Below are 20110 nucleotides of genomic sequence, written 5' to 3'. Positions count from 1 at the left end.
CTGTGCGGGATGTTCTAGGTCGGTGGCACCTCCGTTCGGTGTGTCATGCGGTAGGAGTCGCCGTCGGTGATGACGATGGTGGCGTGGTGCAGGAGCCGGTCGAGGATGCTGGCGGCGGTGGTGTGTTCGGGCAGGAATCGTCCCCATTGTTCGAAGGGCCAGTGGCTGGCGATCGCGAGAGATCGGCGTTCGTAGGCGCCGGCGACGAGCCGGAACAGCAGTTGGGTGCCGGTGTCGTCGAGCGGGGCGAATCCGATCTCGTCAAGGATGAGCAGATCTTGGCGCAGCAGGGTGTCGATGGTTCTGCCGACGGTGTTGTCGGCCAGCCCGCGATACAGGGTCTCCACGAGGTCGGCGGCGGTGAAGTACCGCACTTTGTGTCCGGCGTGCACTGCGGCGATCCCCAGCCCGATCAGGGTGTGACTCTTACCCGTCCCGGCAGGGCCGATCAGGGCGACATTATGTTGCGCCCGAACCCATTCCAGTGAAGACAGGTATTCGAAGGTATTGGCCGGAATAGAGGATGCGGCCACGTCGAACGATTCCAAGGTTTTGGTGACCGGGAACCCGGCAGCTTTTAGTCGGTTGCGGATGTTGGAGGCATCACGAGCGGCGATCTCGGTTTCCACCAGGGTTCGCAGTACTTCTTCGGGTGTCCACCGCTGGGTTTTCGCGGTGAGCAGGACCTCGGGTGCGCTGCGGCGGATCGAGGCCAGTTTCAATCGGCGTAGCGCGTGATCGAGGTCGGCCGGTAGCGGCGGCACTGTCTGAGGTGCAACGGGTGTCGATGTTGTGGTGGTCATGACACCTCCTTGTCGCCGGCGCCCAGCTTGTAGGCATCCAGCGAGCGGGTGGGCGCGGTAGGCAGGTGACCCAACAGTGCTGTGCCGGCCGGTCGCGGGTTGGGGGTGCCGGCTCCGGCATCGAGGATCGAGCGCACATCGGCGGCCTTGAACCTCCGGAACGCCACCGCCCTGGTCAGAGCGGTGAGCACCTGTTCGCGGCCGTGGGAGGTGACGAGCCCGAGGATGTCATCGAGTTCACCGCCCAGGCGGGTGTTCCCGATGGCCGCGGCACCGACCAGGAACTGCTCAGCAACCTCACCGAGATCGCAGAACTGTTTCTCTACCGCAGTTTTGGGCCGTGGTGCACGACTGGGCGGGGTGCGTGGCCCCCCGTAGTGATCATCGTTGAGGACGACCTCACCAGGTGCGGCCAACAGATGATCGGCGACCACCTCACCGGAGGCAGGTTCGGCGATCAGGAGCCGCTCACCGTCCTGGATGAGGGTCACGGTGGTGCCGATGAGCCGGTTGGGTACCGAGTAGCGGGCCGAGGCGTACCGGATACACGAGAGGCGATCGACCTTACGGGTGACCGGCGGTGGACCGACCTGGGCCCGCAGAGACGGCAACGGGCTCAATGTGTCTCGTTCGATCGTGAGTTGGTCAGCAGGCACGCACAGTGTGTCGCTGTGACGGCGGGTGTTGACCTCGACACACCAGTCCCGCGCGGCCCGGTTCGCTGCGTGCACATCCAGCTGCACGTCGTCACGACCAGCAGCGATCTTGGCTTCGGTCCACAACGGCTGCGCCAGATCCGACTGCGCGTACCCGCAGAGGTTCTCCACGATCCCTTTCGATTCCGGATCGGCGCCGTGACAGAAGTCCGGGGAAAACCCGTAGTGGGTGGCAAACCGCACATACGTGGGGGTGGGTACGACGACGTTGGCGACGACTCCACCTTTGAGGCAACCCATCCGATCAGCGAGTACCTTGTTGGGCACTCCACCGATCTCTTCTAACGCTTCGGCGATGAATCCGAGTGTGGTGGTGGATGTTTCGTTGGTGGCGAACCGAACGAACCGCCACCGCGAGAACGCCAACACCGCGCAGAACATGTGCAGCCCGCCGATTACGGCCCAATCGATGACCAGGTAGTCACCCGGAGCCCACACCGCCGGGCGGCGGCCACGATGATGATCACGGCGCCACTGTGTTTTCTCCTGGGCGACGAGACGACGGAAGTTGCGGGCCGAGCCCTCATAGCCCGCGGCACGTGCTACCGGCAGCAGTCGCTTGGCGGTGATCCGGCCGTGTGACCGCTCGACTCGCTCAGCGACCAACTCGGCGACCGCATCGTAGTTGCGGGCCCGTTCCTTGCGGTCGGGTGGTTGATCGTCGGCCTCGAACCGGTCGACCACACGCTTGACGGTCTTGTGGGTGGTGCCGCACACCTCGGCTGCGGCGCGATAGCTTCCGAGTTCTCGGTAAGCAGAAATGATGTCCATACGGTCCTTCGCAGACTTCAATGGAACTCCCAGGCGGTGATGGTGATCGGTTGGCACCTTCACCGTCATCGCCTGGGCCCTCAGTTCCGGGTCGACACGACGAACACAGGGTGGGGACTTTTATCTGGCCACCAGCGGGGACCTCGACCTGGCCACCAATGGGGACTTTCTCATGGCCATGGACAAGCTCGCGCACATTCTTCGCTCAGGCGAAGTTTCATAACGGAGAAACGCTGTTCTCCCACGCTGAGTTTCATGACTGGACTTCATTCGCAGGAGCGGAGGGCGGTGTCAACTCGTCGAAGCAACGTTCTCCTTCAGTAACTGTTCGAAGACCTCCCTCGGGGTGTAGAAGCCCAGGCACTGGCGTGGCCGTTCGTTCAGTTCGCGGGAGATCGCTTCCAGGTACAGCTGGTCGGACGGGATCTCGGTGCCCTTCGGCAGGTACTCACGGATCAGTCCGTTGGTGTTCTCGTTGGTGGGCCGCTCCCACGGCGAACGCGGATGGGCGAAGTAGATCGGCAACTCGGCAGCAACGGTCACGCTGGCATGCTCGGCCATCTCGGTGCCTTGATCCCACGTCAGCCCCTGTCGCATGAACTCCGGTAGTCCCCGCAGGTGATCGATCAGCACATCAGCGACCCCGGGCGCCTTCTTCCCGTCCGGCAGCCCCAGGACGAGCGTGTACCGGCTCGTGCGTTCGACCAGGGTCACCGCGGCGGACTGGCCAGCTTTCCCGACGATCAGATCGCCTTCCCACCAGCCCGGCACTCGCCGATCGGTCGCCGTCTCGGGGCGGTCATCGATGCTGACCATGCCCACAATCCGCGCCGACCGCTCACCAACGGACTTACGCGGCTTACGCGTGGTCCGCTTGGACTGCAACAGGATGCCCTGAGCAGCCAACTCTCCCTTCGGCAGAGCATAAATCCACCGATAGATCGACTCATGCGACACACGGCGCCCCTGCGCGCTCGGCGAACCCTTCATGGGATCCACTGTGGGTACTTCGGCCTCGAGTTTCAACCGTCCCGCGATCTGCCTCGGCGTCCGCGATCTCGACAGATCCGCCCGCACCCGGTCGGCGAGCACCGAGTCCGCATCGATCGCCCGTACCTGCGGACGGGCCCGACGCGCCCGTGCCTGCGTGTCGGCGTGCACCACCTGATACGCGCCCGTCTTGGTGGCGTTGCGTTTGATCTCCCGCGACACCACCGACTTGTCCCGCCCGATCTGCTCGGCGATCGCTGTAATCGTCATCCCGGCCCGCCGTCCGACCGCGATCTCTGTCCGATCCGCCGACGTCAGCATCATCCGCCCCAACCCCACCAGGCTCTCCTACCGCGTCACCCGCAACCCCTCGTGGCCTGCAGTGTTGCTACGACGGTATGACACCGCCCTCTCCAAGTGAATTGGTCCGGAATAGGGGCCACTGACTTTCATGAAACCCTCCATTCATTCATCAGTATTTCGAGGATGGCGGGGATCGATCTCGCGGTCGGTTACCCGCAGCCCTCGGCCAGCGGGTCGGATTGGTATTATTACAACAATGTTCGGTGGAGCGGTAGTTGGCAGACCAACACGAACTTCGCCTATACCGATCAGCCGTTCTACACGTTCGGAAGTCGTGTATCAGCCGACGTCAAAGCGAACCGCGCACTGTGGGGTGGCGTCATTCTCGGCGTGATGGCAAGCCTGTTGACATTGGCGTTGTCAGTTGCAGTCGACCTGATGTTCTCCGGCCGCAGACCGTGATCACGTCCGAGGTGAAGGCCCAGGGCTCCGGAATGTTCGGAACGTAAGGGTTTGACCTGCAAGTTTGTTGCCGTGGGGCCGGTGTGTCGGCTGTGGCGGGAGTGGCTCCTGGGTTTGGATGGAAATCGCCAAAAGACCGTCCAGCCCAGAAGGCCACTCCCGCATGTCATCTTCTCCCGCCGCAAGCACTGTCGCCAACACGACCCGCCTGGAATCTCTGATCTCAGCACTGGGCGGGATGTCTGATCCACGATCGAGGCGGGGCCGCCGATTCGAGCTGGCACCGATGCTCGCGGCGGCCGTGGTCGCGACCCTCGGTGGTGCCCGCTCGTTCGCTGCTCTCGCTCAATCGGTGGCCTCGCTCTCGCCAGCCGAACGCGCGATGCTAGGTCTCGGCGATACGTCACCGGAGGAGTCGACGTGGCGGAAACTGTTCGCGCGCCTCGATACCGATCTCCTCGACGCGATCGTAGGGTCGTGGATGTTCGCGCGCACCACCATCCGCGCCCGCCGGCGGGTGATCGCGATCGACGGTAAAACCGTCCGCGGGGCCCGCACCGATGATGACCGTGCACCACACCTGGTCGCTGGTCTCGATCACCACTTCGGTGTCGTTCTCGGGCAGGTGTGCGCCGATATGAAAAGCAACGAGATCCCTGCTGCCCGAACACTTCTCGCGTCAATAGACCTGTCCGGAACCGTGGTGACCGCCGATGCGATGCACACCCAGACCGCCACCGCCCAAGCGATCCTCGACGGCCACGCCGACTACCTGCTGACCGTGAAGGGAAACATGCCGACGCTGCATGCCTACCTCAAGGACATCGACTGGAAATCCGTGCCCGCCACCTCGAGTGTTCAGACCGGGCACGGGCGGCGTGTTCGGCGGACGATCAAGGTCGTCGACGCACCGAAGTGGATCGAATTCCCCGGCGCCGCGCAGGTCGCGCAGATCCGCCGCACCGCCACCGACCGTAAGACCGCCAAGCGCACCTGCGAAGTCGTTTACATCATCACCTCAGCGCCCTTCACAGACGCGAAACCGGAGACTTTGGCCGAATGGACATGCGGGCACTGGTCTATCGAGAACAAGCTTCACTGGGTCCGCGACGTCTCCTTCGGCGAAGACGCCTCCAAGGTCCGCACCGGACAAGCCCCCAGGGTCATGGCGAGCCTGCGCAACACCGCCATCAGCCTCCTACGCCTGGCCGACGTCACCAACATCGCAGCAGCACTCCGGCACCACCACAAACACGCAGATCAAGCTATGAAACTAGTCCTGACCTGACCCTATGCGAACATTCCGGAGCCCTGGGTGAAGGCCCGACGGTCTTCAGCCTAGTGCCGCGGCCAACCGTGCATCGCCGATCTCCGGCCGCGCGGCCAGCCGCTCGTCGGGCATCAACCCGTTGAGCAGGAAGCCGGTGAGCCGGTCGATGCGAGCGGGAAGGTCGTCGAGGCCGGACACGGCGTGCGACAGGACCTGCGCGCCGACGAAGGCCTCGGTGATGAAGACGGCCCCGTCCTCGGGCGTCACGCCCGGCCGGACGTCGCCTTCGTCGATGCCTCGGGACACGAGGTACTTCAGTGCCTCGATCCAGGCGAGGTAGACGGGGACCGGCGCCTCGCCGGAATTCAACTCGATGACGAGGCGGATGCCGGCCCGGACCACCGGGTCCACGGTGAGCAGGCGGCCCATCTCGCGGTTCAGCATCGCGATCTGACACATGCCGCACTCGCCGGTCTCGGCGATCGTGGCGACGGCCTCGATGGACTTGGTCGCGAATTCGTCGACGACGATCTTGGCGAGGTCGTCCTTGGACTGGAAGTGGAAGTAGATGGCGCCGCGGGTCAGTCCGGTCTCGCCCACGATGTCGTTGAGCCGGGCGCGTTCGTAGCCGACGCGGCTGAACAGCTTGGCGGCACCGACGATGATCTGCTGACGCGTTTGAGCGGCTCTCGCCTGCTGCGCCATGGGTCCCCCTTGCGGATGATTCTCTTGTGAATAACGGCTGATCGGCCCAACTGCCTGCGGAGATCCACTTGCGGGTGGTTACTCGAGAGTATAGCGTTACATACCGGTGAACCGGTTTTCGGGCACGATACTGAGGCTGCACATCGGCGTGGATACGGAGGAACTCCGCCGAACGGGCCGAGGGGTGCTTCAGGGCGTGACTGAAGGTCGGATGCCGACGCCAGTGCGCGACTCCCGCGCCGATTGATCGCGGGAGTGGCGCACTGGCGTTTTTCATCGGCTCACTGAGCGGCCTGCTCGCGTGCTTTCCGGGCCCATGCCCGGGGGCTCGCACCGAACTCTCCGCGGAACCAGCGGGAGAAGGCGCTCAGTTCGGAGAATCCCAGGTGGACGGCTATCTCCGTGAACGAGGCGTGGCCGCGGAGGATCGCGGTGCTCGCATGCTCGCGACGGACGGCGTCCAAGATCGACGAGTACGTATCCCCGGTGGCGACGAGTTTCCGATGCAGGGTCCGTCGGTCCATGCCGAGGCTGCGGGCGATCTTGTCGGCCGAGAAGTTGCCGGTCGGCAGCAGCGTTGCGATCAGGTCGTGCACCTGGACCGGCAGGGTGGGGCCGGCGCCCGGCACCAGGAGTCCGAGGTACTCCTGGACGAATGGTCGCAGCTGTGGATTCGACAGGGGATTGGTCTGATCCAAATCGCTGCCGGGTAGGACGATGCCGCTGAATTCGTGATCGAAGACCACGTGCTCGCCGAGCAGTCGCCGGTGGGTCGAGGTGTCTTCGGGTGCGTGGTGCGCGAGATAGACGACCGACGGCGCCCAGTGCGGTGGCAGCACGTCCGCGAGGATGTGCAGGACCGACGCGATGATGAGTTCGACGGACTGCCGCCCCAGTTCGATCCCGGCGGCCGCCTGGACCTCCACGGTCGCGAGCCCTCGTCCCTCCGACATCGCGAGATCGATGGCCTCGTTGTGCAGGTTCAGGTGCCGCAGGACGATGCCCAGGGCGCTGCGGACGTCCGGTTCCTCCCGGGCCACCAGGCCGACCGGCCCCAGATTCGACAGGCCGCGGTCGGTCGCCATCAATAGCCCGAAGTCCAGACGGCCGGCCTGGTCGGCGGACAGTTCGAGGAGGCGGTCGACGGCCAGTGCGGGGATTCAGCCGGTCGTCGAGGCGAACGCGCCCGGGTCGATCCCGGACACGCGCATCAGGGCGTCGGGGTTGAGATCGAGTGATTCGGCGGTCTCGACGTAGCCGTTGAGAACGGCGCTACGAGGCCGGCGCCACCGTCCTGCACATCCACGTTCGTGAGGAGGACGGCCACGGCTCCAAGCGGCTGTCGAAGTTCAACGAGCTGCTCTCGGGTCTGCGTGAGGCCGTGCCGGACATGATCTTGCAGGTCGGCGGCTCGATCTCCTTCGCCCCCGAGGGCGAGGGCGCGGACGCCAAGTGGCTCTCGAACGACACTCGCCACATGCTGGCCGAGCTGGATCCGAAGCCGGACCAGGTCACCATCGCGATCAACACCAGCCAGATGAACATCATGGAGTTGATGACCGAGGACGACATCGCGGGCACCTCGCTGGCGCGTCCGGAACTGTCGGAGACCTACCGGGAGATGACCGTTCCGGCCGGCCCGCAGTGGGTCGAGGAGCACCTTCGTCGTCTGCAGGAGGCCGGCATCCAGCCGCACTTCCAGCTCTCGAGCATCCCGCAGCTGGAGACCGTCGAGCGTCTGATCCGTCGCGGGGTGTACACCGGTCCGCTGAACCTGACGTGGGTCGGCATCGGCGGTGGTTTCGAGGGCCCGAATCCGTACAACATCATGAACTTCGTCCAGCGTGTTCCGGACGGCGCCTGCCTGACCCTGGAGACCCTGATGCGGTCGGTGGCTCCGGTGAACGCGATGGCGATCGCGCTGGGTCTGCACACCCGCTGCGGCAACGAGGACACCATCTGGGGCGCCAAGGGCCAGAAGATGAAGTCAGTCGATCAGATCAAGCAGCTGGTTCGCTTGGCTGACGAGCTCGGCCGCGGCGTCGCCAGCGGCAAGGAAGCCCGCGACATCTACCGCATCGGCGAGTGGTACGCCGACGCCGACGAGACCCTGGCCAAGCTCGGCTTCGCGCCGAACCGCCAGCCCGGCCAGGTCGGCTTCACCCACCACGCCTGATCCGGACACCAGGAGAAGAACTCGTGAAGACGAGATTCGGCAGTCGTGTGGCCGCGTCGTTGGGCGCGGCCACCGCTGTACTCGCAGCAGTGACGCTGACAGCGTGCGGTGGCGTCGACGCCGGCACCGAGGGCTCGGTCGTCAAGGTCGGCATCACCCAGGGCGTCCCCGTCGACCTGATGGCCGTCGTCGCGGACAAGGCCGGCCTGTTCAAGAAGCGGGGCGTCAACGTTCAGCTGATGCCGCCGTCGCTCACCACCGCTCAGTCGGCGGCCGTCGTGTCCGGTGATCTCACCATCGGCACCATGGTGCCCGGCACCATGTGGCCCACGATCGACAAGGGCGCCTGCGTCAAGGCGCTCGGTTCCACGCTCGGCAACACCCTCGAGGTGATCGCTCAGCCCGGCACCCCCGTCACCGGCGACCCGACGAACCCGGACACCACGATGAAGTCCCTGAAGGGCAAGACCATCGGTGTCACCTCGCGCGGTTGCGGCATGGAACTGTGGATCTCCAAGATGCTGACCCAGGCGGGCCTCGATCCCGCCACCGACGTGTCGTTCGTGGCGGTCGGTGCTCCCGTGACCGCGATCACCGCGTTCAAGGCCAAGAAGGTCGACGCCATGTACTACGGCCCGACGATGGAGGAGCATCTCCCGCCGTCGCAGGTCAAGCGCGTCACCGACATCGTCGGCCGGTCGGGCAACGCCCTGTCGCCGCTGGTCCAGGCCTACTACACGGCTTCGTGCCAGGCACTCGACAACCGGCCCAAGGACATGGGCAACTACTGCAAGGCCATCTGGGACGCCTACTCGTTCTCGCAGGATCCGAAGAACGCGGCGGCCATGGGCAAGCATCTCGGTGAGCTGATCGGTGACACCGCGGCGGGCGGCGCCAAGTCGTGGGACAAGCTGAAGAGCGCCTGTCTGAAGCCGACGGTCGAGAAGTCGGCGTGGGAGGCCCAGGCACCGCTGGTGGCGTCACCGGCACCGGCCGTGCCCGACTTCGCGAAGTCCACCTATGAGCCCTGCGCCCAGGGCGACCCGCGATAGCGGAGCCGTCCTGCCGCACCGGCGACGATCGCGCCCATCCATAGCGCGAACGTGAGAAGCGCCGCCGCCCACGCTGTGATCCCCGGCGTGGGCGGCGGTTCCACGTCGTCGATGCGGTAGACCCGCAGGTGGTCGCCGGTGAACACCGGTGTCGCCGCTGCAAGAGCGGACGGCGGATCGGCCTCCTCGACCACCACCCAGCCGACCCCCAGCCCAGCCAGGGCGCGGGGGTCGCCGCCGTCTAGCAGCGTGCCGACGATCTCCGCGGTCCTCCCGGTCGGCGCGTCGACCGTCTGCCCGTCGACGGTCAGGGCCCCCGACACGACGACCGGGGCGTTCAGCATCCGTGGGAGCGGCGTCAGTGACGGGCCGCGCGTCCACGACAGGTGTCGCACCGCATCGGTGGGCCACAGGGCGACGGCACCGTCACCGCCGGTGCGGTCGTCACCGATCAGCGCGGTGACGCGGGCGTAGTCGGCAGGGAACGTGGCCGGCCTGATCTTTCCGCCGACGCCCCACGCGAGGTCGGGGAGCGGAGCGACGATCAATGCCGCCACCGCGACCGTCGCGAACGCGGCGGGTACCAGGCGACGCAGCGCGACCGTCGCCGCGGCCGCCGCGACGGTCGCGAACGGAACGGCGAGGGCCAGGTACTTCTGCGCGTCGCGCAGCAGGCCGGCGCCGGGGATGTGCGCCAGGAGGGCGTCCATCGCGGCGATGCCCGTCGGCGTCGCGGCGAGCATCACCAGCACTACCGCCGTGCCGGCGAGGACGCCGAGAGCAGTGATCGTGCGGTCGGGGGGCGTGCGACGCAGCAGCCACCAGGTTCCGACCCCGACCGCCGTCAGCAGGGCGAGCGTCGCGACCAGCGCCCACGGCGAGGTCCGACTGCCCGGGACGGCGTCGGCGTTCCAGATACCGCCCAGACCCAGCGCCGTACCGACCGGGCCGAGCCACGGCTCGCTGCGCAGCGCGAACGCGGCGGCGCCGCCCGACGACGCGACGCCAGACGAGAACACCGCGCCGACCAGCCACGGCGACGCGGTCACGAGCCAGCACAGGAACCCGATCGCGGAGCGTCGGAGGGGGAGCCGGGCCGCGACCGCCGTCGTTCCGGCCGCGACCAGGACCAGCAGCGAACCGGTCGGTGTGAGGCCCCCGGCGGCGAAGACACCCGCGAGCAGCGTCCAGGTGCGCCAGTCGGGGCGGTCGACAACGTCGAGCGTCGTGCAGACCACCCAGCCGAGGGCTGCGTAGCCGGCCAGCAGACTCCAGTGGCCCTGCAGGAGTCGTTCGGCGACGAACGGATTCCAGATCCCGAGGGTCGCGGCGGCGACGGCGCCCGGGGTGCCCGCCGCTGGGACGAGCCTCCGGGCGAGTCTGCCGTAGCCGACCCCCGCCGCGAAGAGGATGAGCGCGGTCGACCCCGCGACCAGCAGGCCGCCGTCGATCACCCGGGAGCCGAGCGCCAGCAGAGCGTCCTGCGGCACGGCGCGCGGTGCGGTGCCGTCGATCCCGAAAGCGCTCGCGGTCAGCGAGAACCGGGGGACCGCGACCGCGTCGCGGAACAGCAGATGGCCGCCGAAGATCGGCCCGCAGATCAGCGCGGTGAGCAGCCCGCTGACCGCGTACAACAAGGGGTCAGAAGTGGTAGGTGTCGGTCGGGGCCGGCATGTGATCGTTCACCGCGAAGTCGTCGGGAACGATCTTGTAGGCGCGGGCCAGCTCCAGGATCTTGGTGCCGCGCGCGATGCGAGGCAGGTCGGAGCCGTTGCGGATCTCGCCGCCGTCGGCCTCGAACTCCGCGAAGAACTCGCGCGCCCACTTGATCTCGTCCTGCGACGGCGAGAGGCCCTCGTTGACCGGACCGCACTGATCCGGGCTCAGACAGATCTTGCCGGTCATGCCGAACTCCGAACTCACGGCCGTCGCCTCCGACAGCTTCAGCGCGCTGGAACCGATGGTCGGGCCGTCGATCGCCGACGGCAGGTTGGCGGCCTTCGCCGCGATGGTGAACCGCGACCGTGCGTACGCGAGGGTTGACGGCAGGTCGCCGAAACCGGTGTCGCGGCGGAAGTCGCCGATGCCGAACGCGAGGCGGAACGTGCCCTTCGCAGAGGCGATCTCGGTGATCCGCTCCAGACCGCGCGCCGTTTCGACCAGCGCGACGATCGGCACGCCCGGGACCCGGCGGGCGGTCTCGGTGACATGATCCACCGACTCGACCATCGCGAGCATGATACCGCCGATCGACGTGCCGGCCAGCGCCGCCAGGTCGGCCGCCCACCACGGGCTGCCGAAACCGTTGATGCGCACCCAGTCGGAGTGCCCGTCGGCCAACCAGCGCACCACGTTCTCGCGGGCGGCGTCCTTGTCCTTCGGTGCGACGGCGTCCTCGATGTCGAGGATGACGATGTCGGCGCGTGAGCGGGAGGCGGCGTCGAACCGGTCGTACTGAGCGCCGTTCACCAAGAGCCAGCTGCGGGCCAGTACCGGGTCGATTCGGGAACCGACGGCGGAGGGATCAGGCTCGTGGAAGGGTTCGGTGTCGTACATCGACTGTCAACGCTCGTCTCGATCGGGTGGATACTGCCGATGAAGTCTATCGTGGCGTCTCCGTGCACACTGGTCAGCATGCTCTCCCGTGCCGCGCCGCTCCGTCGCGGCACCGTCGCGGCGTCGGTCGGATGGGTCACTGTCGGAACGCTGCTGGCGAACGTGCTGGCCTACGCGGTGCAGGTGCCCGCGAGCCGGGTGTTGGGGCCCGACGGCTTCGGTGAGTTCGCCGTGCTCGGGGCCGCCATGCTGGTGGCCTCCGTCCCGGCGCTCGCGCTGCAGGCGGTGGTCGCGCGACAGGTGGTCCGGGGATCGTCTCCGGCCAGACTGTGGCGGCTGATCGGCATCGTCTTCGTCGTGGTCGCAGGACTGTCGGTGGTGGCGACTGCCGGAATGATGGGCCTGGCCCGCACCGACCTGGCACCCACCGCGGCAGCTCTCGCCAGTGCGGCGCCGCTCGCGGTGATCGCCGGCGGGCAGGGATTCCTGCAGGGTGCCGGGCGGTTCCGATTGCTCGGCGCGGTTCTCGCTGCGGTCGGCGTGCTGCGGTCGGTGCCGGTGATCGTCGCTGTGCTGGCCGGGTCCGATGCGACCGGTGCCCTCGCGGTCGGCACCCTCGGCACGGTGGTGGCGGCGCTCCTGGTCGGCGCGGTCGCGGTCCGCGGGCCGTATCGCGGCGACGGTCTCCGCGATCTGGAGGTATCGGTGTCCGCCGTCCTCGCCGCCTCCGGGGTGCAGTTCGTGATGATCGTCGCGGTCTCGGTGGACCTGCTCCTCTCGCGCGCGGTGCTCTCGCCCGCCGACGCCGGCGTGTACGCCCTCGGCGCCGTCGCCACCAAGGCCGCGTTCTGGCTGCCGCAGGCCATCGGCGTCGTCGCCTATCCGCGACTCGCCGATCCCGTCCGCTCGGCGGCCGCGCTGCGTCGAGCCGCGGCGGTCCTCGCCGGAATCGGAGCCGTCTTGACGGTGCTCGCCGCGGTCGGCGGACCGCTGGTGCCGGTCGTGATCTCCGAGGACTACCGCGACGTCGCCGGTCTGATGTGGGCGTTCGCGCTGACCGGATCGCTGGTCGCGGTGCTGCAGTTGATGCTCCTCGCCGCGATCGCGCGCAACCGGGCGCGCGGCGCTCTGCCCGCCCTCGCCGTCCTGGGGGTGGAAGTGGTCGTGATCCTCACCGTCGTCGACTCGGTGATCGGTCTGGTCGCCGTCGCGGCGGTCGCTGCCGCATGCCAGGTGGCGGCGACGTGGGGCTGGCTGTCGTCGTCGCGCGGCCCCCGTTGATCCAACACGACCTAACCCGCGGTCGACCGCCGCACGACGATCACGCCGCCGACCAGCACTGACACGCCGAGCACGCCCAGCCCGATGGGTCCGATCACCGTGGTCCACCGCACCGGCCGCGCTCGGCTGCGGGCGGCGTCGGCGCCGTCGGTCCGGGTTCGGCGGTCGCCGGTCAGGACGGTGTTCAGGTTGGTGAGGCGGTAGTCGACGAGGCTGCGATCGCTGCGCGCGGTCTGATCGGTGAAGCGATATTCCTCGTGGATCTCGACGCGTTGATCGACGATGACGCCGGTGGCGGTGTCGACGAACAGGTCGACGGTCGCGCGATGATGCAGCGACGCGGTGAGCTCGGTGGTCGGCGCGACCCCGGGGAACCGGCCGAACCACGAGGCGGGCCTCACGATCACCCCGCGCGGGTCCGTGCCGAGCGCTCCGAGATCGGTGTCCGGGACCAGCGTCCGCAGGCGGGCGACGGTCCGACCGTCGACCTGCGATTCGCCCGTGTTCTGCAACGGCAGAGTCTGCCTGGTGACCGGATCGAAGTAGTCGCCGGCGGCGTCGAAGCCGAACGGGAAGACGTAGGTGCGGCCGCGGCGATCCGGGACCGGGACGGCGGCGCGAGCGTCGTCGTACTGAACGCTGGAGAGTCCGTGCGGCTCCGCGGTCCGGCGATCGAGCGTCACCCGGTCGATGATCGCGGTGAGCGTCTCCTCTTTGCAGACCTTGTCGGCGTCGACGCGCTTGCCGTCCACCAGGTACGAGTCGACACCGAGCGCGGTCCCGGCCTGCAGGGTCACCACGTCGGAGTCGGCCGGGCGCACCGCCACCACCCGACGTCGTTGCTGCAGGTGCGCCTCGAGAACGGTCGCGGCCGGGGCGTCGAGGGAGCAGCGGTCCAGGACCGTGCTGCCGTCGGAGCCGTCGGCCACTGACGTCTGGTCGATGCTCAGCGGCACCTTCTGGAGGCCGGACCCGATCATCGGGCCCATCGCGACCGCCGCCGCGATCAGGAGTGCACCGAGGAAGAAGGCTGTCGGCGCCAGCAGATCCCGAGCCGACCAGCGCGGGGCGTCGGCGGGGGTGCGTTCGGACATGGCACCGACTGTATGTGTCGACGTCGCGGACGCGCTCGCGGATACCCTGGTCGACGACATGACTGACATCCCGGCCGCGCCGTCCCGGCGCTTCTACCCGCAGCTCGAAGGGCTGCGCGCCGTCGCCTCCCTCGGCGTGTTGACGACGCACGTCGCCTTCCAGACGCGGGCGACGCAGTGGCCGGTGATCGGTGAGGTCCTGGGTCGGCTCGACCTCGCCGTCGCCCTCTTCTTCGCGCTCAGCGGATTCCTGCTGTGGCGGCCGTACGCGGCCGCGGCCTGGGACGACCGTCCTCGTCGGCCCGACGTGATCCGCTACTTCCGGCATCGCCTCGTCCGCATCTGGCCGGCGTACACGCTGGTGGTCGCGGTGGTGTTCCTGCTGCTGCCGCAGGCGCGCGGCGCGTCGCTCACGGTGTGGCTGGCGAACCTGAGCCTGACACAGGTCTTCGTGCCGCTGACCCTGGCGCCCGGGCTGACCCAGATGTGGAGCCTGTCGGTGGAGGTGACCTTCTACGCGCTGCTGCCGCTGTTCGGGTTCGCGCTCTACCGGCTCCGCGGCGTCCGCGCCGGGCGTCGCCTACCGCTGCTGCTGGGTATCGCGGTCGTCAGTCTCGGCTGGACCTGGGTTACGCGACTCGTGTCGCTGCCTGCCGGGGTGGAGGCGCGCAACTGGCTGCCCGGCTATCTGTCGTGGTTCATCGCCGGTCTGCTCCTGTCGGAGGTCACGGCGGCCCTAGCCGTCGCCGGGATCGATCGGTGCTCCAGGGTGGTGCGGGTCAGCGCCAACCGACCGCTGATGCTGGGTGTCTTCGTCATCGCCTACGGCCTCGCCTGCACTCCGATCGCCGGTCCCGTCGGCCTCGGCGACATGACCCACGCGACGTACGTGGTGAAGATGCTGCTCGGAGCGGTCGCCGCCTACGCGGTCCTGGCGCCGCTGGTGCTGTCCGACGGCCCATTCCCCTTCCTGGACTCCGCGGTTATGAACGCGCTGGGGCGGTGGTCGTACGGGATCTTCATCTGGCATCTCGCGGTGTTGTCGATCGTCTTCGGTCTGTTCGGGATCCCTATGTTCGCGGGCCACTCCGTCACCGTATGGGTGTTGACCGTGGTCGCGACGATCGCTGTCTCGGCCGCCAGCTACGCCTTCGTCGAAGAACCGCTGCGGTCGTGGCTGTCACGGTGGGAGGAGCAACGAGACGCCCGAGCTGAAGAGTCTCCGGTCGTGGCCTGACCGGGCGGTCCGTGGCCCGACTGGTCTAACGTTTCCGCAATGGGCATTACTGGGTTGATCGTGCTGCTGTGCGTCGGCGTCACCGGAGCAGTCACGGTCGGTGCCTGGATGTCGATGGACGAGGTCCGGAGCGCGAAGACCGGTCGCGGTCGCCATCGTCGACTGCCCGCCGAACTGGTCCTCGGACACATGGTCTTCGGGATCGCCGCCGTCACCGCGTGGGTGTCGTTCGTCGTGATCGGCCGCGACTACGCGGCGTGGACCGCCCTGGTGTTCATGCTCCTGGCCGCCGTGCTGGGGGTGACTATGTTCCTCCGCTGGATCCCCAGCTACCGTCCGCGAGCGACGCGCCTGCGTGCCGGTGAGGAGGGCGAGCCTCCCCGGAACCTCCCGATCGGCGTCGTTCTGGCCCACGGTGCGTTCGCGGTGACCGCGCTGGTCGTCGCGCTGGTCACCGTTCTCGGCTGAACAGGGACGACGCGGCCGCGGACGCCACGGCGATCAGTGCGAACGACTGAGCCCAGATCCCGTATCCGGTGTACGCGGCCCCGCCGTGCCACGGTCCCGCCGCGAGGACGGCGGTGGCGGCGAGCATCGTCGCGAATGGAAGGACGGGTCGTCGTCGTGCCGGGAGTCGCCAGACGACGATGCCGGTGGCGGCCGCCAACGCGGCGCCCCACGGGCCGGTGAGGAGATAGGCAGAGAGGAGACCGGCGGCTGCGGACGCAATGACCACTCCTCGCTGGTCGAGCCGCTGCGAGACGCCGGCCGAGCGGCGTGTCGAAGCCCCGCGACCAAGCGCTGGAACCAGGCGCGCCAGCAGCACCACCGCGAACAGTACCGCCATCAGTGCCAGACCCAGTCCCAGCGCCCAGCGGTAAGGGGAGTCGAGATCGAACGTCAGCGCCACGGTTCCAGCGGTCCCCGCGGGGATCAGCCAGCCCTGCTGCCATCCGTTGACGACCACGGTCGTCAGCTCCCGGCCGTCGACGCGGGCATGCCAGCCCGGGTTGGTGCTCTCCGGAACCACCAGTACCCGATCGGCGTCAGCGGCGTCGACCGTCACCGCGCGGCGGGTCGCATCCCAGCGGTCGACCCGCGGGTGTGTCACCGGCGCGGACGCGACCGGCGCCCCGGAAACCGGCAGTGACACCGCGTCGACGGTGAACGCGAGGCCCGGATTCACCGACAGCTCCTGCTCGCCGGCGGCCAGGGTCAGCGGCGGTCCGGGACACGCCGTCGCGACGACGGGCTCGCCTCGGCGCAGCGCCCCGGCGGTGGTCGTGACCTGCAGGCGATGCACCTGGCCCGACGCGGTGATGCCGAGTCCGTACGGACCCGTCGGGTCGCTGTCGCACCGGATCTGGACGGGGCGGGCGTCGTCGAATTGTGGATTCGGCGGGCCGGGCAGCACTTGGACCTCGCTGACTCCCACCGGCCCGTCCTCCGCGAAGCCGAGAGCGTTGATGTTGATCAGGTCGCTGTGCTTCGTGACCGTGATGACGACGGTGTCGGCGCGCCGGGCGGGGAAGTGGACGACACCGTCGTCGCCGACCGTCACCGTCGTCGAGCCGACGCGGCGACCGCCGTCGCGCAGGTCGACGGTCACCCTCGTCGGTCGTGCCGGATAGTCGGAGGGCGTCTGCAGTCGCAGGCCGGAGATCTCGCGCGCCTGCGGCAGCGTCATCGTCAGAGCCGGGCGGTGCTTGGTGCCGGCTGAGCCGGGATCGGGGGCCACCCAGGTGGTGTTCGGGTCGCCGTCGACGGCGGCGGAGGCGTTGCCGAGGGGATCGGCCACCGACGACCGGCCCTCCGCGCGGATCGCTCCGGGCCGGGCCAGCAGTGCCTCCAGTTCGCCCCCGGGAACCGGACGCAGTGTGACGGTCGGTGCAACGGTCGTCTCGGTCGGCACCGACAGCGTCCGGTTGAAGACGCCCGGCGTCTCCGAACTCAGGCCGAGGGCCGGCGAGCAGCGGACCCGTCCGCCCGGTCCGGTCACGCAGTCCGATCGCTGCCCCAGTTCGGGCCCCAACTCCCAGCCTCCGACACCGTCCGCGGCGTCGAGCGTCGGCAACACGATCCGCTGCCGGATGGCGAGCGGGACGCCGGTGTTCGCGTCCGAGAAGGCCAGATCGGCGACGGCGAACTGATTGCCGCCGGACCCGTCGGCCGTCGCGATGGCCCGCACCTCCACGCGGTGCGTCGGCCCGGCGGGTGCCAGGATGCGCGTCGGAACACCGGGTTTCAGTCCCTGCGCCACGGTGCTGCCGGTATCGGTCGAGATCAGCACGCTGGTCACGTCGGGGCCGAGCGCCTTCGCAGTGGTGACGGTGACGGCCAGGTCGCTGCGCGGCTGCGTGAACTCCACGGCCAGCCACTGACCGACCGCTGACTCCAGCCCGCGGCTCGCCCACGCGGTCTCGCCGTCGTTGTCGAAGGCTGCGGCGGTGGAACTCGCGGGCAGAGTGCGTCCCGGCTGGGTGGCGTCCGCTGCCGATCCGGAACTGGTGACGCGGACCTGCCCCGGCTGGTTGTCGAGCAACCACTGCGCGCGGACCGACGGCTGACCGTCGACCGGGTAGTCCGGCACCCGATTCTTGGTGAGACGCGGATCGTCGGCGGAACGGATCGCCGACGAGTGGTCGTCGACGCGACCGAAGTCCACCTCGCGGTCGACGGGACTGTCGGTGACGATCAGCGGCGACGACGGCGACAGGCCCGCGCGGGCGGCGTCGGCCGCCAGCAGTGCCGGACCCAATGGCGGAAGCCCGGCGCGACGTCGTGAGTCCTCCACGGACAGCAGCGCTTCCGGCCCACCGCTCACGCGCGGCATCGCGGCGGCGTCGACCAGGGTGGGGCCGGCGGCGGCGCCGTCGACCCGATAGATCGTGATCGCGGGGAGTTTCGGCCGCAGCCCGTCGTCCACCACCACGCCGTCGACGGTCGGCGGAGCGACCATCGGCCCGAACTGCGCGGCCTCCGACAGCCCAGGCGAGCGCGCGATGGCCTGCGCCACCGCCAGCGGTCGTGCCGACCGCGACGACGGATCCAGATCGGCGCGCAGCACCAGGTAACCGACTCCCTGCTCGGCGAGTGCTGCGGCCAACCCCGGGGAACCGCGACCGGAGCTGAGCGCGCGCTGCACCGAGTCCATCGCGCGGATCGCGCCGGGTGGGGTCAGGGGGATCGCGTCGCGCACCGCCCACGGGGTCTGCGCGAGCGCCTGCAGCGGCTCGTCTCTGGTCAGGCCCCACAGTTGATCGGCGAACGGGGCGCCGGGAACCACGAGCGCTCGCGTCGGCGCAGGAGCGTCGCGCTGCGCGTCGTGCAGCCAGTCGGCGGTCTGCGTCCAGTAGTCGGGGATGTCGCGGTAGCTCTGCGCGGGAGCGAGCCCGCCGGTCCACAGCAGTGAACCCGACCCGAACGCGGCGATCACCACCACGAGCGCGGCCGCGAAGCCGCGTTCGGCGTGCGCCCTGCGTGCCGGGCCCGTGCGCGCCGGAATCCGTACCCGCGCGAGCAGATGTGCGACGCCGAGGGCGAGGGGGAGACGGACCAGGGGATCGAACTTGTGGATGTTGCGCAGTGCGGCACCGGGGCCGTCGAGGAAGGCGACGACGGTGTCGCGCAGCGGTGAGCCGAGCGCCCCCGGGTAACCGAGGCAGATCGCGAGGAGTCCGACCACCAGCAGGATCAGCAGTCGGCGACGGTGCGGCATCGCCCGCATCGCCAGCCCGGCGAGCCCGGCCGCGGCGAGGACCCCGGTCGCCACGACCGCAGCGGGCTCCGACACGAGCACCGCGCCGACCGCGCGCTCCGGTGACACGAACGGCGTCCACGAATCCGTGCCGCGCAGCACCTCGGTGAGCGAGGTCCACTCGGTGGTGACCGCCGCGGACTCGATGAAGTCCAGGAAGGGCGGCGAGATCCGCGACAGGATCAGCAGCGGCACCACCCACCACAGACAGGCGGCGGCCGCCCCGAGCGTCCACCAGCCGCCGAACACCAGGGTGCTGCGCCGGTCGACGCCGCGGATCAGGATCATCAGCCACCACAGTGCGGCGACAGCGACCGCGGCCGCCGTGGCGACGGCGTTCACCGCACCCATCAGGGCGATCGCGCACGCCGACTGGGCCGCACCGAGCCACAGTGGGCGGTCGTCGCGGTCGTCGTCGAGTGCGCGCACCACCGGCAGCAGCACCCACGGGGCCAGCATCATCGGGAGCGTCTCGGACGAGATGGTGCCCAGCGTGGTCATCACCCGCGGTGCGAGGACGAACACCCACGCGGCGATCAATCGCGACCAGAACGATCCGATCCGCAGCGCCTCGGCGAGCCGCACCACGCCGATGAAGCCCGCCGCCAGGAGGATCGCCCACCACAGTCGCTGGGTGATCCACGGCGGCAGATTCAGCACGTCGCCGACCGCGAAGAAGAACCCGTGCGGGAAGAAGTATCCGTACGCCTGGTTCTGCACCTGGCCCATGGGCGCGTCGGGCGACCACAGGTGTGCGGCGCGGGTGAGGAAGCCGATGGGGTCGGCGGTCAGGTCGAGTTTCGTGTCCGGGGAGATGCGACCGGGCCGCTGGAGAAAGGAGATCAGCAGGGCGACCGCGACGATGACGAGGTGGTCGCGACGGCGCAGGGTGCGGTCGGCGGCGGTCACGCTCGGAGGGCGACGCGAGGCGTCACCG

The 20110-nt window shown here is 68.8% G+C and carries 15 protein-coding genes and 1 pseudogene; 7 read left to right on the top strand and 9 right to left on the bottom strand.

Features of this window, described 5'->3' with window-relative positions; translation table 11 throughout:
• Window positions 1–14 precede the first annotated feature (14 nt).
• The 3 genes from istB to ACH46_RS19225 form a co-directional block, all read right to left on the bottom strand.
• Window positions 15–803 (bottom strand): IS21-like element helper ATPase IstB, encoded by a 789-nt coding sequence (gene istB, locus ACH46_RS19235; protein WP_062394395.1) that lies wholly within the window; start codon window positions 801–803, stop codon window positions 15–17.
• Window positions 800–2311 (bottom strand): IS21 family transposase, encoded by a 1512-nt coding sequence (istA, locus tag ACH46_RS19230; RefSeq protein ID WP_119699221.1) that lies wholly within the window; start codon window positions 2309–2311, stop codon window positions 800–802. The genes istB and istA overlap by 4 nt, the downstream gene beginning before the upstream one ends.
• Window positions 2312–2581: 270 nt before the next feature.
• Window positions 2582–3601: an IS30 family transposase gene (locus ACH46_RS19225; RefSeq protein WP_193392986.1), complete on the bottom strand. Its 1020-nt coding sequence runs from the start codon at window positions 3599–3601 to the stop codon at window positions 2582–2584.
• 165 nt (window positions 3602–3766) lie between these two features.
• Here ACH46_RS19225 and ACH46_RS19220 point away from each other — a divergent pair, with 165 nt between their 5' ends.
• Window positions 3767–4045: a hypothetical protein gene (locus ACH46_RS19220; RefSeq protein ID WP_062394392.1), complete on the top strand. Its 279-nt coding sequence runs from the start codon at window positions 3767–3769 to the stop codon at window positions 4043–4045.
• Between the two features lie 64 nt (window positions 4046–4109).
• The gene (locus tag ACH46_RS19215; protein ID WP_226995655.1) at window positions 4110–5333 is read left to right on the top strand and encodes an ISAs1 family transposase; all 1224 of its coding nucleotides are present in this window, start codon (window positions 4110–4112) and stop codon (window positions 5331–5333) included.
• A 45-nt stretch (window positions 5334–5378) separates the two neighbouring features.
• On the opposite strand, the gene ACH46_RS19210 is transcribed toward ACH46_RS19215, so the two are convergent.
• Window positions 5379–6020, bottom strand: coding sequence for a ScbR family autoregulator-binding transcription factor (locus tag ACH46_RS19210; protein ID WP_062394390.1), 642 nt, complete (start codon window positions 6018–6020; stop codon window positions 5379–5381).
• Between the two features lie 281 nt (window positions 6021–6301).
• Window positions 6302–7123, bottom strand: coding sequence for an AraC family transcriptional regulator (locus tag ACH46_RS19205; protein WP_236995138.1), 822 nt, complete (start codon window positions 7121–7123; stop codon window positions 6302–6304).
• A 170-nt stretch (window positions 7124–7293) separates the two neighbouring features.
• Between ACH46_RS19205 and ACH46_RS19200 the strand changes: the two are divergent.
• Together ACH46_RS19200 and ACH46_RS19195 are read left to right on the top strand one after the other, a co-directional pair.
• Window positions 7294–8196: pseudogene (locus tag ACH46_RS19200) on the top strand (beta-keto acid cleavage family enzyme); the annotation flags it as partial.
• A gap of 23 nt (window positions 8197–8219) precedes the next feature.
• Entirely contained in the window at window positions 8220–9248 is a 1029-nt protein-coding gene (locus ACH46_RS19195) for an ABC transporter substrate-binding protein (protein WP_157851101.1), read from the top strand.
• On the opposite strand, the gene ACH46_RS19190 is transcribed toward ACH46_RS19195, so the two are convergent.
• Together ACH46_RS19190 and ACH46_RS19185 are read right to left on the bottom strand one after the other, a co-directional pair.
• Window positions 9215–10882 (bottom strand): MmpA family trehalose lipid delivery protein, encoded by a 1668-nt coding sequence (locus ACH46_RS19190; protein ID WP_226995689.1) that lies wholly within the window; start codon window positions 10880–10882, stop codon window positions 9215–9217. The genes ACH46_RS19195 and ACH46_RS19190 overlap by 34 nt on opposite strands.
• A 7-nt stretch (window positions 10883–10889) precedes the next feature.
• A complete protein-coding gene (locus ACH46_RS19185; protein WP_062394382.1) occupies window positions 10890–11804 on the bottom strand; it encodes an HpcH/HpaI aldolase/citrate lyase family protein in 915 nt (304 codons plus the stop codon).
• Between the two features lie 78 nt (window positions 11805–11882).
• Here ACH46_RS19185 and ACH46_RS19180 point away from each other — a divergent pair, with 78 nt between their 5' ends.
• Window positions 11883–13085 (top strand): MATE family efflux transporter, encoded by a 1203-nt coding sequence (locus tag ACH46_RS19180; protein ID WP_062395654.1) that lies wholly within the window; start codon window positions 11883–11885, stop codon window positions 13083–13085.
• 11 nt (window positions 13086–13096) lie between these two features.
• Here the strand turns inward: ACH46_RS19180 and pgfA are convergent, their stop codons facing one another.
• Window positions 13097–14179, bottom strand: a complete 1083-nt coding sequence (pgfA, locus tag ACH46_RS19175) for a cell envelope lipid trafficking protein PgfA (RefSeq protein WP_062394380.1) — start codon at window positions 14177–14179, stop codon at window positions 13097–13099.
• Between the two features lie 58 nt (window positions 14180–14237).
• On the opposite strand from pgfA, the gene ACH46_RS19170 reads away from it, so the two are divergent.
• Window positions 14238–15416 carry an acyltransferase family protein gene (locus ACH46_RS19170; RefSeq protein ID WP_062395652.1) on the top strand — a complete coding sequence of 393 codons (1179 nt, stop codon included), beginning with the start codon at window positions 14238–14240 and terminating at the stop codon, window positions 15414–15416.
• Window positions 15417–15455: 39 nt separating this feature from the next.
• A complete protein-coding gene (locus ACH46_RS19165; protein WP_157851100.1) occupies window positions 15456–15884 on the top strand; it encodes a hypothetical protein in 429 nt (142 codons plus the stop codon).
• On the opposite strand, the gene ACH46_RS19160 is transcribed toward ACH46_RS19165, so the two are convergent.
• Complete coding sequence (locus ACH46_RS19160) at window positions 15868–20082, bottom strand: alpha-(1->3)-arabinofuranosyltransferase (protein WP_062394377.1); 4215 nt, start codon at window positions 20080–20082, stop codon at window positions 15868–15870. The genes ACH46_RS19165 and ACH46_RS19160 overlap by 17 nt on opposite strands.
• Between the last annotated feature and the right edge of the window lie 28 nt (window positions 20083–20110).

The sequence above is a fragment of the Gordonia phthalatica genome (assembly GCF_001305675.1).
In the GTDB taxonomy this organism is placed as follows: Bacteria; Actinomycetota; Actinomycetes; order Mycobacteriales; family Mycobacteriaceae; genus Gordonia; species Gordonia phthalatica.
Note: the sequence above shows the minus strand (reverse complement) of the source record. Positions and strands in the feature narration are given on the sequence as shown.